Genomic DNA, 14,689 nt, shown 5'->3' on the forward strand with positions numbered 1-14,689 from the left:
AGCAAGCTACATATCGTTATATATAGCTTGCTACTGAATGTTCCACAAGACTAGTTTTCGGTATGGCGGAAGCAAATAGGGATAACCCTTGCCGCCCCCCTACGTCGAACAGGAATCATTGTTGCCCAACGACTCTCGGTTACATTACTTCGAAAATCGTTGTGGCGCACGAACTGTGCGAGAACCTGCGAACACACCCCGTGAGGCCGCCGCGAGCGGCGGCGCGAACCGCTACCCGGGCCGGAAGCCGGCGATGAGATAACCGTGGGCGCGCAGAGCGGCGCCGACCTCCCGCGCGTGCTCCGGTCCGCGCGTCTCGATCGAGATGTCGATAGAGACCTCCCCGATTCCCAGCTCGGGATCGGAGCGCATGTGCGCGACGTCGACGATGTTGCCGCCCCGCTCGCCGATCGTCTGCAGGATGTGGCCCAACCGGCCCGGACGGTCCGGGCAGCGGACGTTGATCCGCAGGAAACGGCCCGTGGCCGTCAGGCCGTGCTCGATGAGGCGCATGAGCAGCAGCGGGTCGATATTGCCGCCCGAGAGGACGGCCACCGTCCGCCCGGCGGCCTCCACGACTCCGCTGTGGACGGCCGCGTAGGCCGTCGAGCCGGCCGGCTCGACGACGAGCTTGTTGCGCTCCAGCAGAGAGAGCAGCGCCCGGGAGATGTCCTCCTCGCCGACGGTCACGATCTCGTCGACGTACTTCGCGACATGGGCGAAGGGGACCGCGCCAGGGCGGCCGACCGCTATGCCGTCGGCGATCGTGTGCATCTCCGCCACCGCGACGGGACGCCCCGCGTCGATGCTCCCCGGCCAGGCCGCGGCCTCGGCGGCCTGCACCCCGACGACCCTGATGGCGGGGTTGACCGACTTGGCCGCGATGGCGATGCCCGCCAGGAGCCCGCCCCCGCCCAGCGAGACCACGATGGTCTCGGCGTTCGGCAGGTCTTCCAGGATCTCCAGTCCGCACGTGCCCTGGCCGGCGACTATGTCGCGGTGGTCGAACGGGTGGATGAGGACGGCCCCGGTCTCCTCGGAGAAGCGGCGGGCCGACACGAGCGCCTCGTCCACCGTGGCCCCGGTGAGGACGACCTCCGCCCCGTATCCCTTCGTCGCCGCCACCTTCGGCAGCGGCGCCGCCTCCGGCATGAACACCGTGGCCCTGGCCCCCAGTTCACCGGCGGCCAGGGCCACGCCCTGGGCGTGGTTGCCCGCCGAGGCCGCGACGACGCCCTTCTCACGCTGCCCGGGGGACAGGCGGGCGATGCGGTTGTAGGCGCCCCTGATCTTGAACGAGCCCGCGCGCTGCACGTTCTCGCACTTCAGGTAGACGTCCGAGACGCCCGGGTCCCGGGCCGGCTCGAGCGGGGTGTGGCGGACGATGGCGCTGACGATCTCCGCGGCGTCGCGGATGTCATCGAGAGTCACGGTTTCGGTCACTCCAGTACTCTAACCGCCCCGGAGCGTCGAACAGGGCGCCTTGAACTGCGAAGGAGCCGATTCCACCGCATTGTTCTCCTTGGCAGGACCCGGATCCGCCGTCCGGATCCCGACCGGGTGACGGCGTGTCGCGGGAACCGGCGCCCGTCGGCAGGGCAAAGAAATAGAGGCGGTGGTTCACCGCCTCTTTCCTGGCCTCGTTCCGACCGTCGGGGGCCGGCCGGTTCCCGCGGGCCATCGCCTGCGGACCTCCACCGGTCAGCCGGTGAAGGGCTCGATCTTCATGATCTTGGCGGAGAGCTCGGCGCCGTTCGGGGCCTCGTAGGCGACCGTGTCCCCGGCCTTGTGGCCCACGAGGGCCTCGCCCAGGTTGGACTCGGCGCTGTAGACGGCGAGGTCGGTCGTCGCGCCGATCTCGCGGTTGCCCAGCAGGAAGCGCTCGGTGTCGTCCTCGTCGCCGTCGAAGGCGACGGTGATGACCGAGCCGACGGCGGCCTCGTCGGACGAGGCGGCCTCGCCGACCTGCGCGTTGCGCAGCAGGTCCTCGAGCTGGCGGATGCGGCCCTCCTGCTTGCCCTGCTCCTCCTTGGCGGCGTGGTACCCGCCGTTCTCCTTCAGGTCGCCCTCTTCGCGGCGCTCGTTGATCTCGGCCGCCATGGCGGGACGGTTGGCGATCAGCTCGTCGAGCTCGCCCTTCAGGCGGTCGTAAGCCTCCTGGGTCAGCCAGGTCGCCTTGTTGGCGTCGGTGGTCGTCATAGGTCTGTACCTCCCAATATCAGTACGGATAAAAAACTAAAGCCGCCTAGTCTCTCGACCGGCGGCGGCTTAGGCGCTTTGACGTTCTCGTCAATCCGTCGGCCAACATCGTTGGACTTCACCGGTGTTGGGTTCGCCGGTCACCGGCAGCCGGTAGGTGTACTCGACCGTTCGCGCCTCTCCCGCGGGGACTACCACGTCGGCGTGGCCGATCTCGGCTCCCTCGAAGTTCCGGGAGCGGACCCGGCACGTGGCGCCCTCGCCTTCCGGCTTGGTCACAGCGAACGTCACCTCGACGTACCCGTCCCCTATCTTGTACGCCATGAGCTTGCTGTCGTATTCCGAACCGTAGACGGATTCCATGCGCAGAGCCACCGCGACTCCGGCGGCGACGACGAGGAGCGTGAGCGTGCCCGCGATCCACCGACGGGGCCGACGGCCCTCGCGGCGCCGCCCGTAACGCCCGGGCGGGTACGACGGAGTGGACTCCGGCGCTGATTCGACTGTAGCGGTCATCACATAACTTTCATCGTGCGGGCCTGCGTATTCCGGGAAGATTCGGATAACGGGTATCGTTGCACAGAATGCGTGACCTGACAAGCCCGTAAGGACTCTGTCGGTCCCCGGTCACATAATGGGACCGGTTCCGTTATTCGCGGCGGCCATGCCCCGGTGCGGGGGCGACCGCCCCTCCCGGTCGGCGCCGGGGGACGCGGGCCGTTCCCGCGACTTTACCCGAAATTCTCGACAGCGACGAGGACCCTATCATGTCTGACAAGCTCAAAGCCATGTTTGTCCACGCCCACCCGGACGACGAATCCTCCAAGGGCGCCGCCACGATGGCACGCTACGTCAACGAGGGAGTCGAGGTCCTCGTTGTCACCTGTACCGGCGGCGAACGCGGATCGGTCCTCAACGACAAGATGGACCGTCCCGAAGTCTGGGACAACATCACCTCCATCCGCGCCGCCGAGATGGCCAAGGCGCGCGAGATCCTGGGCGTCGACCAGGCCTGGCTGGGCTTCACCGACTCCGGCCTCCCCGACGGCTGGATGCCGGACTCCGGCGTCGACCTCCCCGAGGACTCCTTCTACCTGGTTCCGACCGAGAAGGCCGCCGCGCCTCTGGTCGAGCTCATCCGCAGCTTCAAGCCGCAGGTCATCGTCACCTACGACGAGGACGGCGGATACCCGCACCCCGACCACATCAAGACCCACGAGGTCTCCGTCGCCGCCTTCGAGGCCGCCGGGGACCCGGAGGCCTACCCGGACAGGGGCGAGGCCTGGCAGCCGGACAAGCTCTACTACGACGTCACCTTCTGCAAGGACAAGCTCTCGGCCCTACACGAGGCCCTGCTGGACGCCGGGCTCGAGTCGCCCTACGGGGACTGGATCAAGCGGAGGTCCGGGATGCCCGACAAGGGGCACCGCATCACCACGAAGGTCGAGTGCGCCGACTACTACCCGACCCGCGACGAGGCCCTCAAGGCCCACGCCACGCAGGTCGACCCGGACGGATTCTGGTTCGCCGTCCCGCAGGAGATCCAGCAGAAGGTCTGGCCGTGGGAGTGCTACCAGCTGGTCTCCTCCACCGTCGAGACCGAGAAGCCCGAGGGGGACCTGTTCGACGGCCTGCGGCCGGTGAACTAGCGGGCGCTGTGACGGACTGCGGCCGGTGAACTGACCGGCTCCGCGACGCCCTCCGCCCGACGGACCGGCGAGGCCCGGAGCTGCCTCCGATCACCACCGCGAACCGACGCCTCTTCTCCTTACTTATAGGGAGCCACGGCCGCGCGGCGCGACCAACGCGCCGCGCGGCCGTTCGTTCACTCTCAGTCCAGTCCGGTTCACGACACACGAGTGTCATTCTCCGAAATGTGCGGGAATGTAGGTGGATAACGGTTCGGCACGCTACCGTGCGTAGAACAGCACCGCCCGGAGGTGAATCATGATCACCAATTCCAACACCACCCGGCCCGTAGCGCGGGAATCCTTCGTGGGCTCCCTCCTCGTCGCCACCCCGATCGTGAAGGATCCGAACTTCGACCGCACGGTCGTCATGGCGGTCGGCCAGGAAGAGGACGGCGTTCTGGGCCTCGTCCTGAACCGGGCGACCGACCTGCCCGTCAACGAGGTGCTCGGCGACTGGGGCGGCCTGGCCGGCGACCCGGCCGTCATGTTCGAGGGCGGTCCGGTCCAGCCCGACTCCGCCATCGCACTGGGCTGGCGCAAGCATTCGGCTCCGGAATCGGCCGTCTACCGGCCGGTCATCGGCAGACTGGGGACCCTCGACCTCTCCCAGGGGCCGGAGTACTACCGCGACAGGCTCGACGGCATGCGCGTCTTCGCCGGATACGCGGGCTGGGAGACGGCTCAGCTGCAGGCGGAGGTGCAGGCGGGGGCCTGGATGGTCTTCGACGCTCTGCCGACCGACCCGTTCTACAGCAGTCCCGAGGACATGTGGGCCATGGTCTGGCGCCGCCAGGGCGGCCTGCTGGCCACCATGGCGCACTTTCCGCCAGAGGCGGAACTGAACTGAGTCCGCCGGAGGCGGAACTGAATTAGAGAGCCGCCGGAGGCGGAACTGAACCAGATCGCCGCCGGCCGCGGCACCGTCCGAAACAGCCTCCAGAGGCGGCACTATATTAAGGAGCCGCCCCGGAGACGGAACCGATCTGAGCCCAGTCTTGCAGGGCCTCCCGCCTTGCTCAGGGCTGCCAGGTCATGAGCACCGTGATGAGGATGTAGAAGACGGCGTTCGCCGCGGCGAAGCCCATGATCTGGCCCTTCTTCTGGGAGATCCGGTCGGCGTCCATCTGCCCTTCGCCGTTCCTGAGGGTCTTCGCCGCGTTGGCCATGATCATGGGCAGCAGTCCGATGCCGTTGATCAGCGCGAGGACGTAGAGGGTGGAGGCGATGATCATCCAGACCTCGCCGAAGATGTTCGTGTCGGCGGTCAGGGCCGCGAAGACGCCGACCAGGGCGGCTACCAGCGTCAACCCGTTGAAGATCATCGTCCACCGCCCGATCTGGGACAGTTCGTCGGCCTTCTGCCCCTCGAAAGCCTTCAGGGCCGTGAAGGGGTAGAGCATCGCCGGTCCGATCACGATGACGACGACCAGGACGTGCAGGACCACCAGTAGCGTGTGCATGCCTTCATGCTAGAAAGCCAGTGGACCGCTGAGGCCGTTTTGCCGTTATTGCCCCGTCTGTGGCGTGTGACCCCCGGCGGGAATAATAGGTGGAGCTCGACGCGTTGTATGAGCTACGATGGGTCCACAACTGAATAGGGGATCTCATCTCCGCATCAAGGGGCTGATCGGTTTCGACTCTGTATGTCGAGATGAGGGAAGCGGGTCGAGGAAGCCAACGCCGTCTCGTAAACCGACGTTGGAAACCAATAAGTGCCAACGCTAAACGCACTGACTTCGCCCTCGCTGCTTAAGCGATAGCGAAGTTGTCTCTCCGGACAAGCGTCCAGTCCGGTCCTGAGACATCATTTTCGGACGCTAGGTCGATGGTTTGGCCACTGGGCCATCGGCGACATTAACGGAGGCTAGAGCCCGTCCCACCGACTGGTCCGCGTGATCGGTGGGGCTCGATAAAAGGCACAGCGGACTGCACCCGGAGAAGTCTCATCGAAGCAGCGGAGGACCTGGGTTCGATTCCCAGCAGCTCCACGACTGCCCCCGTCCCACCAGGGACGGGGGCTTTTTCGCGCCCTCTCCCGCCCGACGTCCACCCGCCGTGTCTTCTCTTCCCACCGGGACGAAGTCCGCTTTCCGCGTCCCTCTCCCCGCCCAGGAGATGCCCGCTTACCGCATCCCACTCCCCCCCCACCGGGCGCCGATATCCGCTTGCCGTGCCCCTTCCCCTCCCCCGATAATCGGGGCATGTTGATCCGCCCCTCCACCGCCGCCGACGCCCGCGACATCTTCCGTGTCAGGAAAAAGTCCTGGAAGGCCGCCTACGCCGGCGTGATCAGCGCCGAGTTCATGGACCGGATCCAGGAGGAGCCCACCCCGCTCCAGATCCGCGGGTTCGACAACCTCATGGACGACCGCTACACCTACGTCGCCGTGGACGGCGAGCGCGTGGCCGCCTTCCTCACCGTCGGGCACTACCGCGACCAGGACACCCCGGACCACACCAGGCGCCCGGAGGAGGGCGGCGAGATCTGGGCGCTCTACGCCGACCCGGCCTATTACCGCAGTGGAGTGGGCACCATGCTCATGAAGGCGGGCCTCGCCCGGCTCGACGAGCAGGGCCTGTCGCCGGTGCGGCTGTGGGTGCTGCGGGAGAACGAGCGGGCGAAGGCCTTCTACCGCAGCCAGGGGTTCGAGTGGGACGGCGCCTCCTCCGACCTGGATTTGAACGGCGAGATCCATGTGGAGGACCGATTCGCCCTGATTCGCCCCCGGTAGGGCCCGTGTCCTCCATGAACGCAATCACATGATTCACTATGGATAGTGTCTTCGAGAGATCGGAATTCAGCTCCTTTCGTCGGAAACACTCATTGAGTGAATGACCCGTACCCCTCCGGAGTCATGATCATCCAGTGGACTGTCTCAATCAATGCAGGCCGCGCCCCCTATGGACCTATGCACAAGAGGCGTTTACCACCATTCACTACCGGTGTCAACCTGCGAAAACGTTGAAATCCGGCAATCCGGACCCTTGTGGTCCGGTGTGGATCACAGAACGGTCTCAGAGCATAACCATTCGATAAGCAATTCTCGTGTTACCCATTCTGGCTGGTAATTTCACTGGGTATGTCCGTACCCCGGAAGTAACATTTAGGGAGTCCAGTTTTGGATACCATCAACGAGCGCCTGAGCGAGATAGCCGAGGCGATCGGCAACTTCAGCGGCGGCTACTGGTCGCTGATCCTGGTGCCGCTCATCGGGATCACCGCCGTCGTCTTCACGATCTTCACGAAGGGCGCCCAGTTCCGCCTGCTGCCCAAGATGGCCAAGAGCCTCTTCGAGCCCGCCGAGACCGACGCTTCGGGCCGCAAGGGCATCTCCGCCTACCAGGCCTTCTCCGTGTCCGCCGCCGCCCGCGTCGGCACCGGTAACGTCGTGGGCGTCTCCGTCGCCATCTCCACCGGCGGTGCCGGCGCCGTGTTCTGGATGTGGCTGATGGGCATCATCGTCGCCGCGGCGGCGTTCGTCGAGTCGACCCTCGCCCAGCTGTACAAGCAGCGCGACAAGGACTCCTACGTCGGCGGTCCGGCCTACTACATCAAGCACGGGCTCGGCATGCCGTGGCTCGGCAAGGTCTTCGCCGTCGTCCTCATCTTCACCTTCCCCGTCGTCTTCCTGATGGTGCAGTCCAACACCATCACCGGCGCGGTGAGCTCCTCCGCCGACGAGCTCGGCGTCGAGCTGGGCACGCCCGGCCTGCTCGTCGTCAGCGTTCTCCTGGCCGCCGTCATCGCCCTGGTCATCTTCGGCGGCATCCGCCGCATCGCCCACGTGGCGCAGCTGATGGTCCCGATCATGGCGGGCATCTACCTCATCGTCGGCGTCATCATGGTGGTGGCGAACCTCAGCGAGGTCGGCCCGGCCCTCGGCTCGATCTTCTCCTCGGCCCTCGGCTTCGGCGAGGTCGTCGGCGGCACGATCGGCACGGCCATCGTGATCGGCTTCCAGCGCGGCATGTTCTCCAACGAGGGCGGCATGGGCTCGGCGCCGGTCGCCGGTGCCACCGCTTCTGTCAGCCACCCCGCCAAGCAGGGCCTGACCCAGGCCGCGGGCGTCTACTTCGACACCATCATCGTCTGCACCATCACCGCGGTCATCATCCTGGTGTCCAACCCCGACCTCGGCAACCCCGACCTGGAGGGCAACCTGGTCCAGGTCGCCGTCGGCGGAAGCCTCGGCAGCTGGGCCGTCCACGTGGTGACTATCATCCTGCTGTGCCTGGCCTTCACGTCCTGCCTGGGCAACTACTACTACGGCGAGGCGAACATCCGCTTCCTCTCGAAGGGCAAGGGCCTGTTCAACGCCTTCCGCGCCAGCACCATCATCCTGACGGTCATCGGCGGCATCCTCGCCATCGACGTGGTCTGGAAGCTGGCGGACCTGACCATGGGCTTCATGGCCACGATCAACCTCGTGGCGATCCTGATGCTCGGCTCGGTCGCGCTGAAGCTGCTGAAGGACTACGACGACCAGCGCAAGGCGGGCCTCGACCCGGTCTTCACCCGCGACCGCATCGACGGCGCCGGTGAAGTCAACTGCTGGGACCAGGAATCCGACGAGCCGCAGGCCTCTTCCGAGAAGGCCGCGGCCCGCTAGGCGCCCGGCGGGGGTTCGGCACGGGCCCCCGCCGCAGCGCCAGACCACCCCACGGCCAGGGGCCCGGACCGATTCGCTCGGTCCGGGCCCCTCGTCGTTCTCGGCGTCCGGTTCAGGCGTTCACTTCCTGACGGCGGAGAGCAGGTGCGGTCCGACGCCCAGGAGCGACGGGTCGGCCTCCATCAGCTCGGTCATGCGCAGCGCGCCCTCGCGCTGGGCGGGGTCGTCGAGGATCGACGCGAGGTGCGGGGACCAGGCGAGCTGGCCCTCGATCTGGTACTGGTGCGGGGCGGGCAGGCCGGCGGCGGTGAACTCCTCGGCGATGTCCTGGGGGCGGTGGAAGTAGGCGCGGGTGAAGATGCCCTTCGCGACGAGGTCCAGCACCCCGGTCTCGAAGTGGGCCGCGCCCTCGTCGATCGTCGGTTCCTGCTCGGGGTCGCCCGTGCTCTCGCGGGTCAGCTCGTCGAACCAGGCGGAGGCGCGGTTGATGGTCGCCACCGCGAGGAGTCCGCCGTCGCGCACGACGCGCCTTCCCTCGCGCAGGGCCGCCAGGCGGTCCTCCCTGTCCACGAGGTGGTAGAGCGGGCCCAGCATCAGGACGACGTCGAAGAACCCCGAGTCGAACTCGAGCTTCCTCGCGTCGCCCGTGACGGCCTCCACGCCGTTCAGCGTGCGGGCCGCTTCGACCTGCGCGGCGACGGGGTCGACGAGCGTCACCGCGTGGCCGTCCTTCGCCAACCACGCGGAGTGGACCCCGGTCCCGCCTCCCACGTCCAGCACGCGGAGGTTCTCGCCGTCCATGAGGCGGCGCAAGAGGATCTGGGTCCGGAGGTACTCGAGGCGTCCGTCCGGGGGCACCACTAGTCGGTCGTTCTCTCCGAGGCGGCTGTAGAAGGCCTCGATGTCGGGGTCGAGCGCAGGGTCTTCCATGTGGACAATCTACCGTTCGCGCGCCGGGACCGCATTTCCATTGTCCCGCGGCGGCGGGCGGGCCACGTCCCGCCTACCGGCGGTGGGGAGGCTTCACTACGATGGTAGGTATGAACCGCCCCCGCCGCCTCCTCCACCGGCTGACGCTCCCCCTCGTCGTGCTCCTGGCGCTCTCGGCCTGCACCGGCGGCGAGTCGGACTCCGGGGAAGGCGAGATCACCGAGGACTGCGCGGTCGAACCGTGCGACAACGGGGAAGGGGCCCCTGGGCTCGGCGCCTTCGAGATCCCCCAGGGGTACCTGGGCGTGGAGACGCTCGGCGCGCTCACACCCCGGCCGGAAGGCCCGTGGATCGACTACCTGCCCGCCGGGTCCAAGGACAACTTCTCCACCGACACCCAGGCGATCAACCTGCAGCACACGGGGAACTGGATCTCCTACGTCTCGGTCGGGCAGTACTCGCAGCTGTCGCTGGAGGCCGACACCGACGACATCGAGGACGCCGCCGACAAGGCCCTCAGCGCCTGGACCTACGGCTCGTCCTTCGAGTGCACCAAGGGCGCCGAGTACTCGCCGGTCGAGGTGACCTACACGCGCGTCGACGGCTTCCCCGCCGCCCTGGCGACCACGAAGATCACCTGGGACGACGGCGGCTCCTGCACGACCGACACCTTCGAGGACGTGGCGCTGCTCCTGGTCGAGCTGGAGGACGGCGAGGTCTTCGCCGGGACCGCCTCGATCCCCGAGTCCGGGACGGAGTACTACGACGCGGCCCTGGACGCCCTGCTGCAGACGACCTTCCACGACCGCGAGACCCTGATGTAGGACGCGCCGAAAGGCCGGAGACCGTTCGCGAGAACGATCCCCGGCCCGTTTCGTCGGGTATCGGCGGCGGCACCGCGCGGCAGGCGATACTGACGGGAGCGTTCAGCCGTAGAAGCGGGTCAGTCGTCGAGAGCGGCCAGCCCGGCCTCGGCGATGGCCTCGTCGATCATGCCGTCGGGCGCTCCCGCGACTCCGACGCCGGCGACGGGCACGCCGTCGAACGCGGCCGGGGCCCCGCCGGGCAGGAAGAGCGTGCCGGGGATGTCGTCGATGTTCGGGCCGTTGCCCTTGAGGTTCTTGGACAGCTCGCTGGTGTTGTTGTTCCAGGCGACGGCGGTGTAGGCCTTCTGCTGCGCGGACTGCTCCGACTGCGGGCCGGCGCCGTTCATCTTGATCAGGCCGACGGTGTTGCCGTCGCGGTCGACCACGGCGACCGTGACGCGCTGGTCCTGCTTCTCGGCCTCTGCGACGGCGGCGTCGAGCACGTCCAGGACCGCTTCCTGCGTGAGCGAGCTGGACTGGGAGACGTCGGCGTCGGCCACGTCGGCGACCGGGACGGCCTCGATCGTCTCGGCCTCCTCGCCCCCGGCCACTCCGTAGGCTCCCAGGCCGATCGCTCCCGCCGCGACGAACGCCGCGACGCCGGAGCCGATGATGGTGCGCTTCTTCATGGGTCTGCTCCTCGAATCTTCGGGTCAACGCCGGGGATCGCCCCCGACTCCGCTCCAGTCTCCGGTTCCGCGGGTCTCCGGACATCGCACTCGCCTCCGATTCCCGACCCCACCTCCGGTCCAGGGGGCGTACAACTTTCCATGGATGCGGCGTCCCACCCCGCGAGTCATCCTCGAGGACATAGAATTCCCCCTGACCCGCGCCAACGGAAAGCGGTGAGAGATGCGCTGGAAGAGGCCGACCCGGCCGGTCGACACGGCCATGACCGCCGGCTTCTACGTCCTGCTCGCCGCCTCGGCCGCGCGCCTGGGATTCCGCCACGAACTGGACGACCGCCTCACGGTCGTCTCACTGGCCCTGGCCGGGGTGCTGGCGGTCGTCTACGGCATCGGCATCGCCTTCCGCACGCGGCTGGGCGGGGCGGCCGTGTCGTGGCTCCTGGCAGTGCTGGCGCTGTACATAGTGCTGGCGCTCTTCGCCCCGGCCTTCGCGTGGTGCGCGATCCCCCTGTACTTCCTGTGCATCCAGACCTTCCCGCGCGGGCTGACCATCGTCGCCGCCGTCGCGCTGACGGGCGCCGTCATCGTCGGGCAGCTGCGGATCTCCCACGTCCTCGAGCCCAGCCTCGTCCTCGCCCCCATCGGGATCGCCGCGGTCATCACCTCGGTCATGTGGGCGCTCGACGACGGCATCCGCAGGCGGGAGCAGCTGATCGACCAACTGCTGTCGACCGAGGACAGCCTGGCGCAGACACGGGCCGAGCGCGCCGTCCTCGAGGAGAGGCAGCGCCTGGCCGGGGAGATCCACGACACCCTCGCCCAGGGACTCTCGTCGATCAGCCTCCTGCTGCAGGCCTCCCAGCGCAGCGGGGAACCGGGGCGCTCCGCCCATGTGGAGCAGGCCGAGCAGGTGGCCGAGGAGAACCTGGCCGAGGCGCGGCAGTTCGTCTCGGGCCTCACCTCACCCCTGCTCCGAGACCGGCCGCTTGCCGACGCCCTGCACGACCTGGCGGCGAACTTCGAGCACCGCTTTCCGCTGACGGTCCGGTTCCACGAGGAGGGCGAGCGCCTCCGACTCCCGGCCGCGACCGCCGCGGCGCTTCTGCGGGTCGCCCAGGGGGCGCTGGCCAATATCGTGGAGCACGCCCGGGCCGACGAGGCCGCGGTGACCCTGACCTATCTCGACGGGGCGGTGAACCTGGACGTCCTGGACGACGGCATCGGGATCGGGGAGGGCGCCTCCGACCGGTCCCGTCCCGGGCGCGGTTTCGGGATCGCCACCATGCGCCGCCGCGTCGAGGACGTCGGCGGCACGCTCCAGGTGGAGAGCCCGGCGGCGGGTACCGTCATCACCGCCTCCGTTCCCCTGCGAGAGGAGACACCGTGATCGACCTGCTGCTCGTGGACGACCATCCCGTGGTCCAGGCCGGACTCGCCGCGCTGTTGGACGGCGAGGAGGGGTTCTCGGTCGTCGGGCGCGCCGCCGACGCCGACGGCGCCCTTGAGGCCGCCCGGAGGCTCCGGCCCGACCTGGTGCTGATGGACATCCAGTTGGCGGGCGCCACCGACGGGATCGAGGCGACCCGGCTGCTCAGGCGGCTGGACCCCGCTCCCCAGGTACTCGTCCTGACGACCTTCGACTCCGACGACGACGTCCGCCGTGCCGTGGACGCCGGGGCCGTCGGCTATCTGCTCAAGGCGTGCCCGCCCGAGGAGCTGTTCGCGGCGGTCCGGTCGGCGGCGGCCGGGGAGAACGTCCTGTCGCCGCGACTGGCCTCGCGCATGATGCGGAACATGACGGCCAAGCGGGACGCCCTGACCGCGCGCGAGGTGGAGATCGTCAAGCTCATGGCCGACGGCCTGTCCAACGCGGACATCGCCTCGCGGCTGTTCATCTCGGAGGCGACGGTCAAGTCCCACCTGGTGCACATCTTCCGCAAGCTGGAGGTCAAGAGACGGACCGCGGCCGTGGCCGAGGCGAGACGTCAAGGGGCCATCCGCGGGGTCTAGCCCGCACGAGCGCCCCCGGAGGGCGATGAGCGTCGACGGGCCCTCCTCAGGCGCGATCCGGCCGGACCTCCCGACGGCGCCCGTTGCGCAGCGCGATCGTCGACAGGACCGCCGCGGCCGCCCAGACCACCGGGCCCGAGAGGCCCCCGGCGAGGTCGACGTGCCCGGGCCGGACGAGCACCAGGAGGAACGCGATGTCGATGGCGCCGAGGACGACCAGGTTGAGCCAGTAGCCGAAGAGGTCGTTGCGCCGGTTCAGGACGAGCCCGACGGCGATGGCCTGCGCGCCGAACACGATCGCGCAGAGGAAGAACATCAGGCTCTCGGCCTCGAGCTCGCCGCGCGGGTCAAGGCCGGAGGCGGCCATGACGGCGCCGAGCCCGAGGTGGAGCACGCCCCAGACGCAGTAGAGGATCGCGGCGGCCGTGGCGGCCGCGCCTCCTTCGCGTCGCGTGGAACTGATATTATTCACACCGTGAATGATACACATGGTGTACTACCTTCTCCGGGTCCGTCGGCCGATCCGATCCGAGCGGTCCGCCGGCTCCACGCCGCCACGGAGACGCTCTTCGACGGTGTGGCCCTCCGCCTCGGCGTCAACCGCAACGACCTGCGCTGCATGGAAGTGATCCAGCGCGAACAGCCGATCTCCCCGAAAAGGCTGTCCGAGGCGGGCGGACTGAGCCCCGCAGCCGTCACCAAGGTTCTCGACCGCCTGGAGCGGGCCGGCTTCGCCGAGCGAGTCCCTGACGCCGACGACCGGAGGTCGGTGCGGATCATCGCCACGGACAACAGGGAAGACGAACGCCGGGAGCTGTGGCGAGAGGTCGACTCCTCCGCCCGCGCGGTCTTCGACCGCCTGTCTCCGTCCGAGCGGGAGCTCGTGACGGGCGTCCTCTCCGATCTCGAAGAGGTCTACCGGAGCGCCGCCGCCGATCTGGCGGAGGAGTGAGGAGCGGCCCGGGCCCTCAACCCCGCCGCCTGCGCGTCCGCGTGGCCGCCACCGGGTCGACGCGGTCGCCGCTCCACCCCTCGACGGCCGCCAAAGTCTCGTCGTAGCCGTCCATGACGTGCTCGTAGGTCAGCCTCTCGGCCGCCGCCGCGTCCCCGTCGCGAATGGCGGCGTAGATCGACCGGTGCTCCTCGGCCTGGTGGTGGGCGCCGCGCTCGCTGGTCAGGTGGAAGAGCCAGCGCAGCCGCACCAGCATGGGCCGCATGCTCTGTTCCAGCAGCCCGCTGGAGGCCGCCTCCATCAACAGCCGGTGGAAGACCGCGTTCCGGTCGGTCTGGTCGACGTCGCGGCCGCCGGCGGTCTCCGCCCCGCCGTCCTCGCGAACCCCGGCGCCGCTCGCAGGGCCGGCCGGCCCTCCCCCGTCTCCCGCATCGGCGCCGACGTGCTCGCACGCCGACCGCAACCGCTCCAGCTGCGCGTCCGTCCGCCGCTCCGCCGCCCGGGAGGCGGCCAGCGGCTCCAAACGCCCCCGCAGGTCGAACAGGTCCCGCACGCTCTCCCCGTCCCAGGTGCCGACGATGGTCCCCTGCCCGGCGACCTTGGTGACGAGCCCGTCGACCTCCAACCGGTTGAGCGCCTCTCGCAGGGGGATGCGCGACAGCCCCAGCTCCTCGGCCAGGTCCCGCTCCACGATCCGCTGCCCCGGCCGGTACTCCAGGTGCACGATCCGGCGGGTGACCTCTTCGATCGCCTCGGCCCGACGACTGCCCATCCGCGATCCTCCGCTCACGCTCCGACGCCT

General features: G+C 68.5%; 16 protein-coding genes and 1 other RNA gene. 9 read left to right on the plus strand and 8 right to left on the minus strand.

Going from position 1 to position 14,689, the window contains the following annotated elements:
• Positions 1-231: 231 nt before the first annotated feature.
• From ilvA to ACFTE1_RS16595, 3 genes are all read right to left on the minus strand, one after another.
• Positions 232-1,443, minus strand: coding sequence for a threonine ammonia-lyase (gene ilvA, locus ACFTE1_RS16585; RefSeq protein WP_380621566.1), 1,212 nt, complete (start codon positions 1,441-1,443; stop codon positions 232-234).
• A 258-nt stretch (positions 1,444-1,701) separates the two neighbouring features.
• Positions 1,702-2,199: a transcription elongation factor GreA gene (gene greA / locus ACFTE1_RS16590; protein WP_380621568.1), complete on the minus strand. Its 498-nt coding sequence runs from the start codon at positions 2,197-2,199 to the stop codon at positions 1,702-1,704.
• Between the two features lie 90 nt (positions 2,200-2,289).
• Positions 2,290-2,715, minus strand: coding sequence for a DUF4307 domain-containing protein (locus ACFTE1_RS16595; protein WP_380621570.1), 426 nt, complete (start codon positions 2,713-2,715; stop codon positions 2,290-2,292).
• A gap of 251 nt (positions 2,716-2,966) precedes the next feature.
• Here ACFTE1_RS16595 and mca point away from each other — a divergent pair, with 251 nt between their 5' ends.
• Positions 2,967-3,848: a mycothiol conjugate amidase Mca gene (gene mca, locus ACFTE1_RS16600; RefSeq protein ID WP_380621572.1), complete on the plus strand. Its 882-nt coding sequence runs from the start codon at positions 2,967-2,969 to the stop codon at positions 3,846-3,848.
• A 298-nt stretch (positions 3,849-4,146) separates the two neighbouring features.
• Complete coding sequence (locus ACFTE1_RS16605; protein ID WP_380621574.1) at positions 4,147-4,737, plus strand: YqgE/AlgH family protein; 591 nt, start codon at positions 4,147-4,149, stop codon at positions 4,735-4,737.
• 169 nt (positions 4,738-4,906) lie between these two features.
• Here the strand turns inward: ACFTE1_RS16605 and ACFTE1_RS16610 are convergent, their stop codons facing one another.
• Positions 4,907-5,350: a hypothetical protein gene (locus ACFTE1_RS16610; protein WP_380621576.1), complete on the minus strand. Its 444-nt coding sequence runs from the start codon at positions 5,348-5,350 to the stop codon at positions 4,907-4,909.
• Positions 5,351-5,509: 159 nt separating this feature from the next.
• Between ACFTE1_RS16610 and ssrA the strand changes: the two genes are divergently transcribed.
• From ssrA to ACFTE1_RS16625, 3 genes are all read left to right on the plus strand, one after another.
• Positions 5,510-5,881: a transfer-messenger RNA gene (gene ssrA / locus ACFTE1_RS16615) on the plus strand.
• A 210-nt stretch (positions 5,882-6,091) separates the two neighbouring features.
• On the plus strand, positions 6,092-6,622 hold the full coding sequence (locus tag ACFTE1_RS16620; protein WP_380621578.1) for a GNAT family N-acetyltransferase: 531 nt from the start codon (positions 6,092-6,094) through the stop codon (positions 6,620-6,622).
• Between the two features lie 387 nt (positions 6,623-7,009).
• Positions 7,010-8,500 carry an alanine/glycine:cation symporter family protein gene (locus tag ACFTE1_RS16625; RefSeq protein ID WP_380621581.1) on the plus strand — a complete coding sequence of 497 codons (1,491 nt, stop codon included), beginning with the start codon at positions 7,010-7,012 and terminating at the stop codon, positions 8,498-8,500.
• 120 nt (positions 8,501-8,620) lie between these two features.
• Here ACFTE1_RS16625 and ACFTE1_RS16630 read toward each other — a convergent pair whose 3' ends face one another.
• Positions 8,621-9,430 (minus strand): class I SAM-dependent methyltransferase, encoded by an 810-nt coding sequence (locus tag ACFTE1_RS16630; protein WP_380621583.1) that lies wholly within the window; start codon positions 9,428-9,430, stop codon positions 8,621-8,623.
• 110 nt (positions 9,431-9,540) lie between these two features.
• On the opposite strand from ACFTE1_RS16630, the gene ACFTE1_RS16635 reads away from it, so the two are divergent.
• Positions 9,541-10,254 carry a hypothetical protein gene (locus tag ACFTE1_RS16635; protein WP_380621585.1) on the plus strand — a complete coding sequence of 238 codons (714 nt, stop codon included), beginning with the start codon at positions 9,541-9,543 and terminating at the stop codon, positions 10,252-10,254.
• Positions 10,255-10,373: 119 nt separating this feature from the next.
• Here the strand turns inward: ACFTE1_RS16635 and ACFTE1_RS16640 are convergent, their stop codons facing one another.
• Positions 10,374-10,925, minus strand: a complete 552-nt coding sequence (locus tag ACFTE1_RS16640) for a GlcG/HbpS family heme-binding protein (protein ID WP_380621587.1) — start codon at positions 10,923-10,925, stop codon at positions 10,374-10,376.
• A gap of 223 nt (positions 10,926-11,148) precedes the next feature.
• Here ACFTE1_RS16640 and ACFTE1_RS16645 point away from each other — a divergent pair, with 223 nt between their 5' ends.
• Positions 11,149-12,312 (plus strand): sensor histidine kinase, encoded by a 1,164-nt coding sequence (locus tag ACFTE1_RS16645; RefSeq protein WP_380621589.1) that lies wholly within the window; start codon positions 11,149-11,151, stop codon positions 12,310-12,312.
• Positions 12,309-12,935: a response regulator gene (locus ACFTE1_RS16650; protein ID WP_380621591.1), complete on the plus strand. Its 627-nt coding sequence runs from the start codon at positions 12,309-12,311 to the stop codon at positions 12,933-12,935. The genes ACFTE1_RS16645 and ACFTE1_RS16650 overlap by 4 nt, the downstream gene beginning before the upstream one ends.
• 46 nt (positions 12,936-12,981) lie before the next feature.
• Here the strand turns inward: ACFTE1_RS16650 and ACFTE1_RS16655 are convergent, their stop codons facing one another.
• Positions 12,982-13,407, minus strand: a complete 426-nt coding sequence (locus ACFTE1_RS16655; RefSeq protein ID WP_380621593.1) for a hypothetical protein — start codon at positions 13,405-13,407, stop codon at positions 12,982-12,984.
• Positions 13,408-13,410: 3 nt separating this feature from the next.
• Between ACFTE1_RS16655 and ACFTE1_RS16660 the strand changes: the two genes are divergently transcribed.
• Positions 13,411-13,887 (plus strand): MarR family winged helix-turn-helix transcriptional regulator, encoded by a 477-nt coding sequence (locus tag ACFTE1_RS16660; RefSeq protein ID WP_380621595.1) that lies wholly within the window; start codon positions 13,411-13,413, stop codon positions 13,885-13,887.
• A gap of 16 nt (positions 13,888-13,903) precedes the next feature.
• Here ACFTE1_RS16660 and ACFTE1_RS16665 read toward each other — a convergent pair whose 3' ends face one another.
• The gene (locus ACFTE1_RS16665; RefSeq protein WP_380621597.1) at positions 13,904-14,659 is read right to left on the minus strand and encodes a GntR family transcriptional regulator; all 756 of its coding nucleotides are present in this window, start codon (positions 14,657-14,659) and stop codon (positions 13,904-13,906) included.
• Positions 14,660-14,689: the final 30 nt, after the last annotated feature.

It is taken from the genome of Salininema proteolyticum, from assembly GCF_042685645.1.
Lineage (GTDB): Bacteria > Actinomycetota > Actinomycetes > Mycobacteriales > Micromonosporaceae > Salininema > Salininema proteolyticum.

Excerpts from the sequence above, each read along its gene's own strand:
- ACFTE1_RS16620 (WP_380621578.1), top strand. The coding sequence starts at position 6,092 with ATGTTGATCCGCCCCTCCACCGCCGCCGACGCCCGCGACATCTTCCGT.
- mca (WP_380621572.1), top strand. The coding sequence starts at position 2,967 with ATGTCTGACAAGCTCAAAGCCATGTTTGTCCACGCCCACCCGGACGAC.
- greA (WP_380621568.1), bottom strand. The coding sequence starts at position 2,199 with ATGACGACCACCGACGCCAACAAGGCGACCTGGCTGACCCAGGAGGCT.
- ACFTE1_RS16610 (WP_380621576.1), bottom strand. The coding sequence starts at position 5,350 with ATGCACACGCTACTGGTGGTCCTGCACGTCCTGGTCGTCGTCATCGTG.
- ACFTE1_RS16640 (WP_380621587.1), bottom strand. The coding sequence starts at position 10,925 with ATGAAGAAGCGCACCATCATCGGCTCCGGCGTCGCGGCGTTCGTCGCG.
- ACFTE1_RS16630 (WP_380621583.1), bottom strand. The coding sequence starts at position 9,430 with ATGGAAGACCCTGCGCTCGACCCCGACATCGAGGCCTTCTACAGCCGC.
- ACFTE1_RS16665 (WP_380621597.1), bottom strand. The coding sequence starts at position 14,659 with ATGGGCAGTCGTCGGGCCGAGGCGATCGAAGAGGTCACCCGCCGGATC.
- ACFTE1_RS16635 (WP_380621585.1), top strand. The coding sequence starts at position 9,541 with ATGAACCGCCCCCGCCGCCTCCTCCACCGGCTGACGCTCCCCCTCGTC.
- ACFTE1_RS16595 (WP_380621570.1), bottom strand. The coding sequence starts at position 2,715 with ATGACCGCTACAGTCGAATCAGCGCCGGAGTCCACTCCGTCGTACCCG.
- ACFTE1_RS16605 (WP_380621574.1), top strand. The coding sequence starts at position 4,147 with ATGATCACCAATTCCAACACCACCCGGCCCGTAGCGCGGGAATCCTTC.
- ACFTE1_RS16645 (WP_380621589.1), top strand. The coding sequence starts at position 11,149 with ATGCGCTGGAAGAGGCCGACCCGGCCGGTCGACACGGCCATGACCGCC.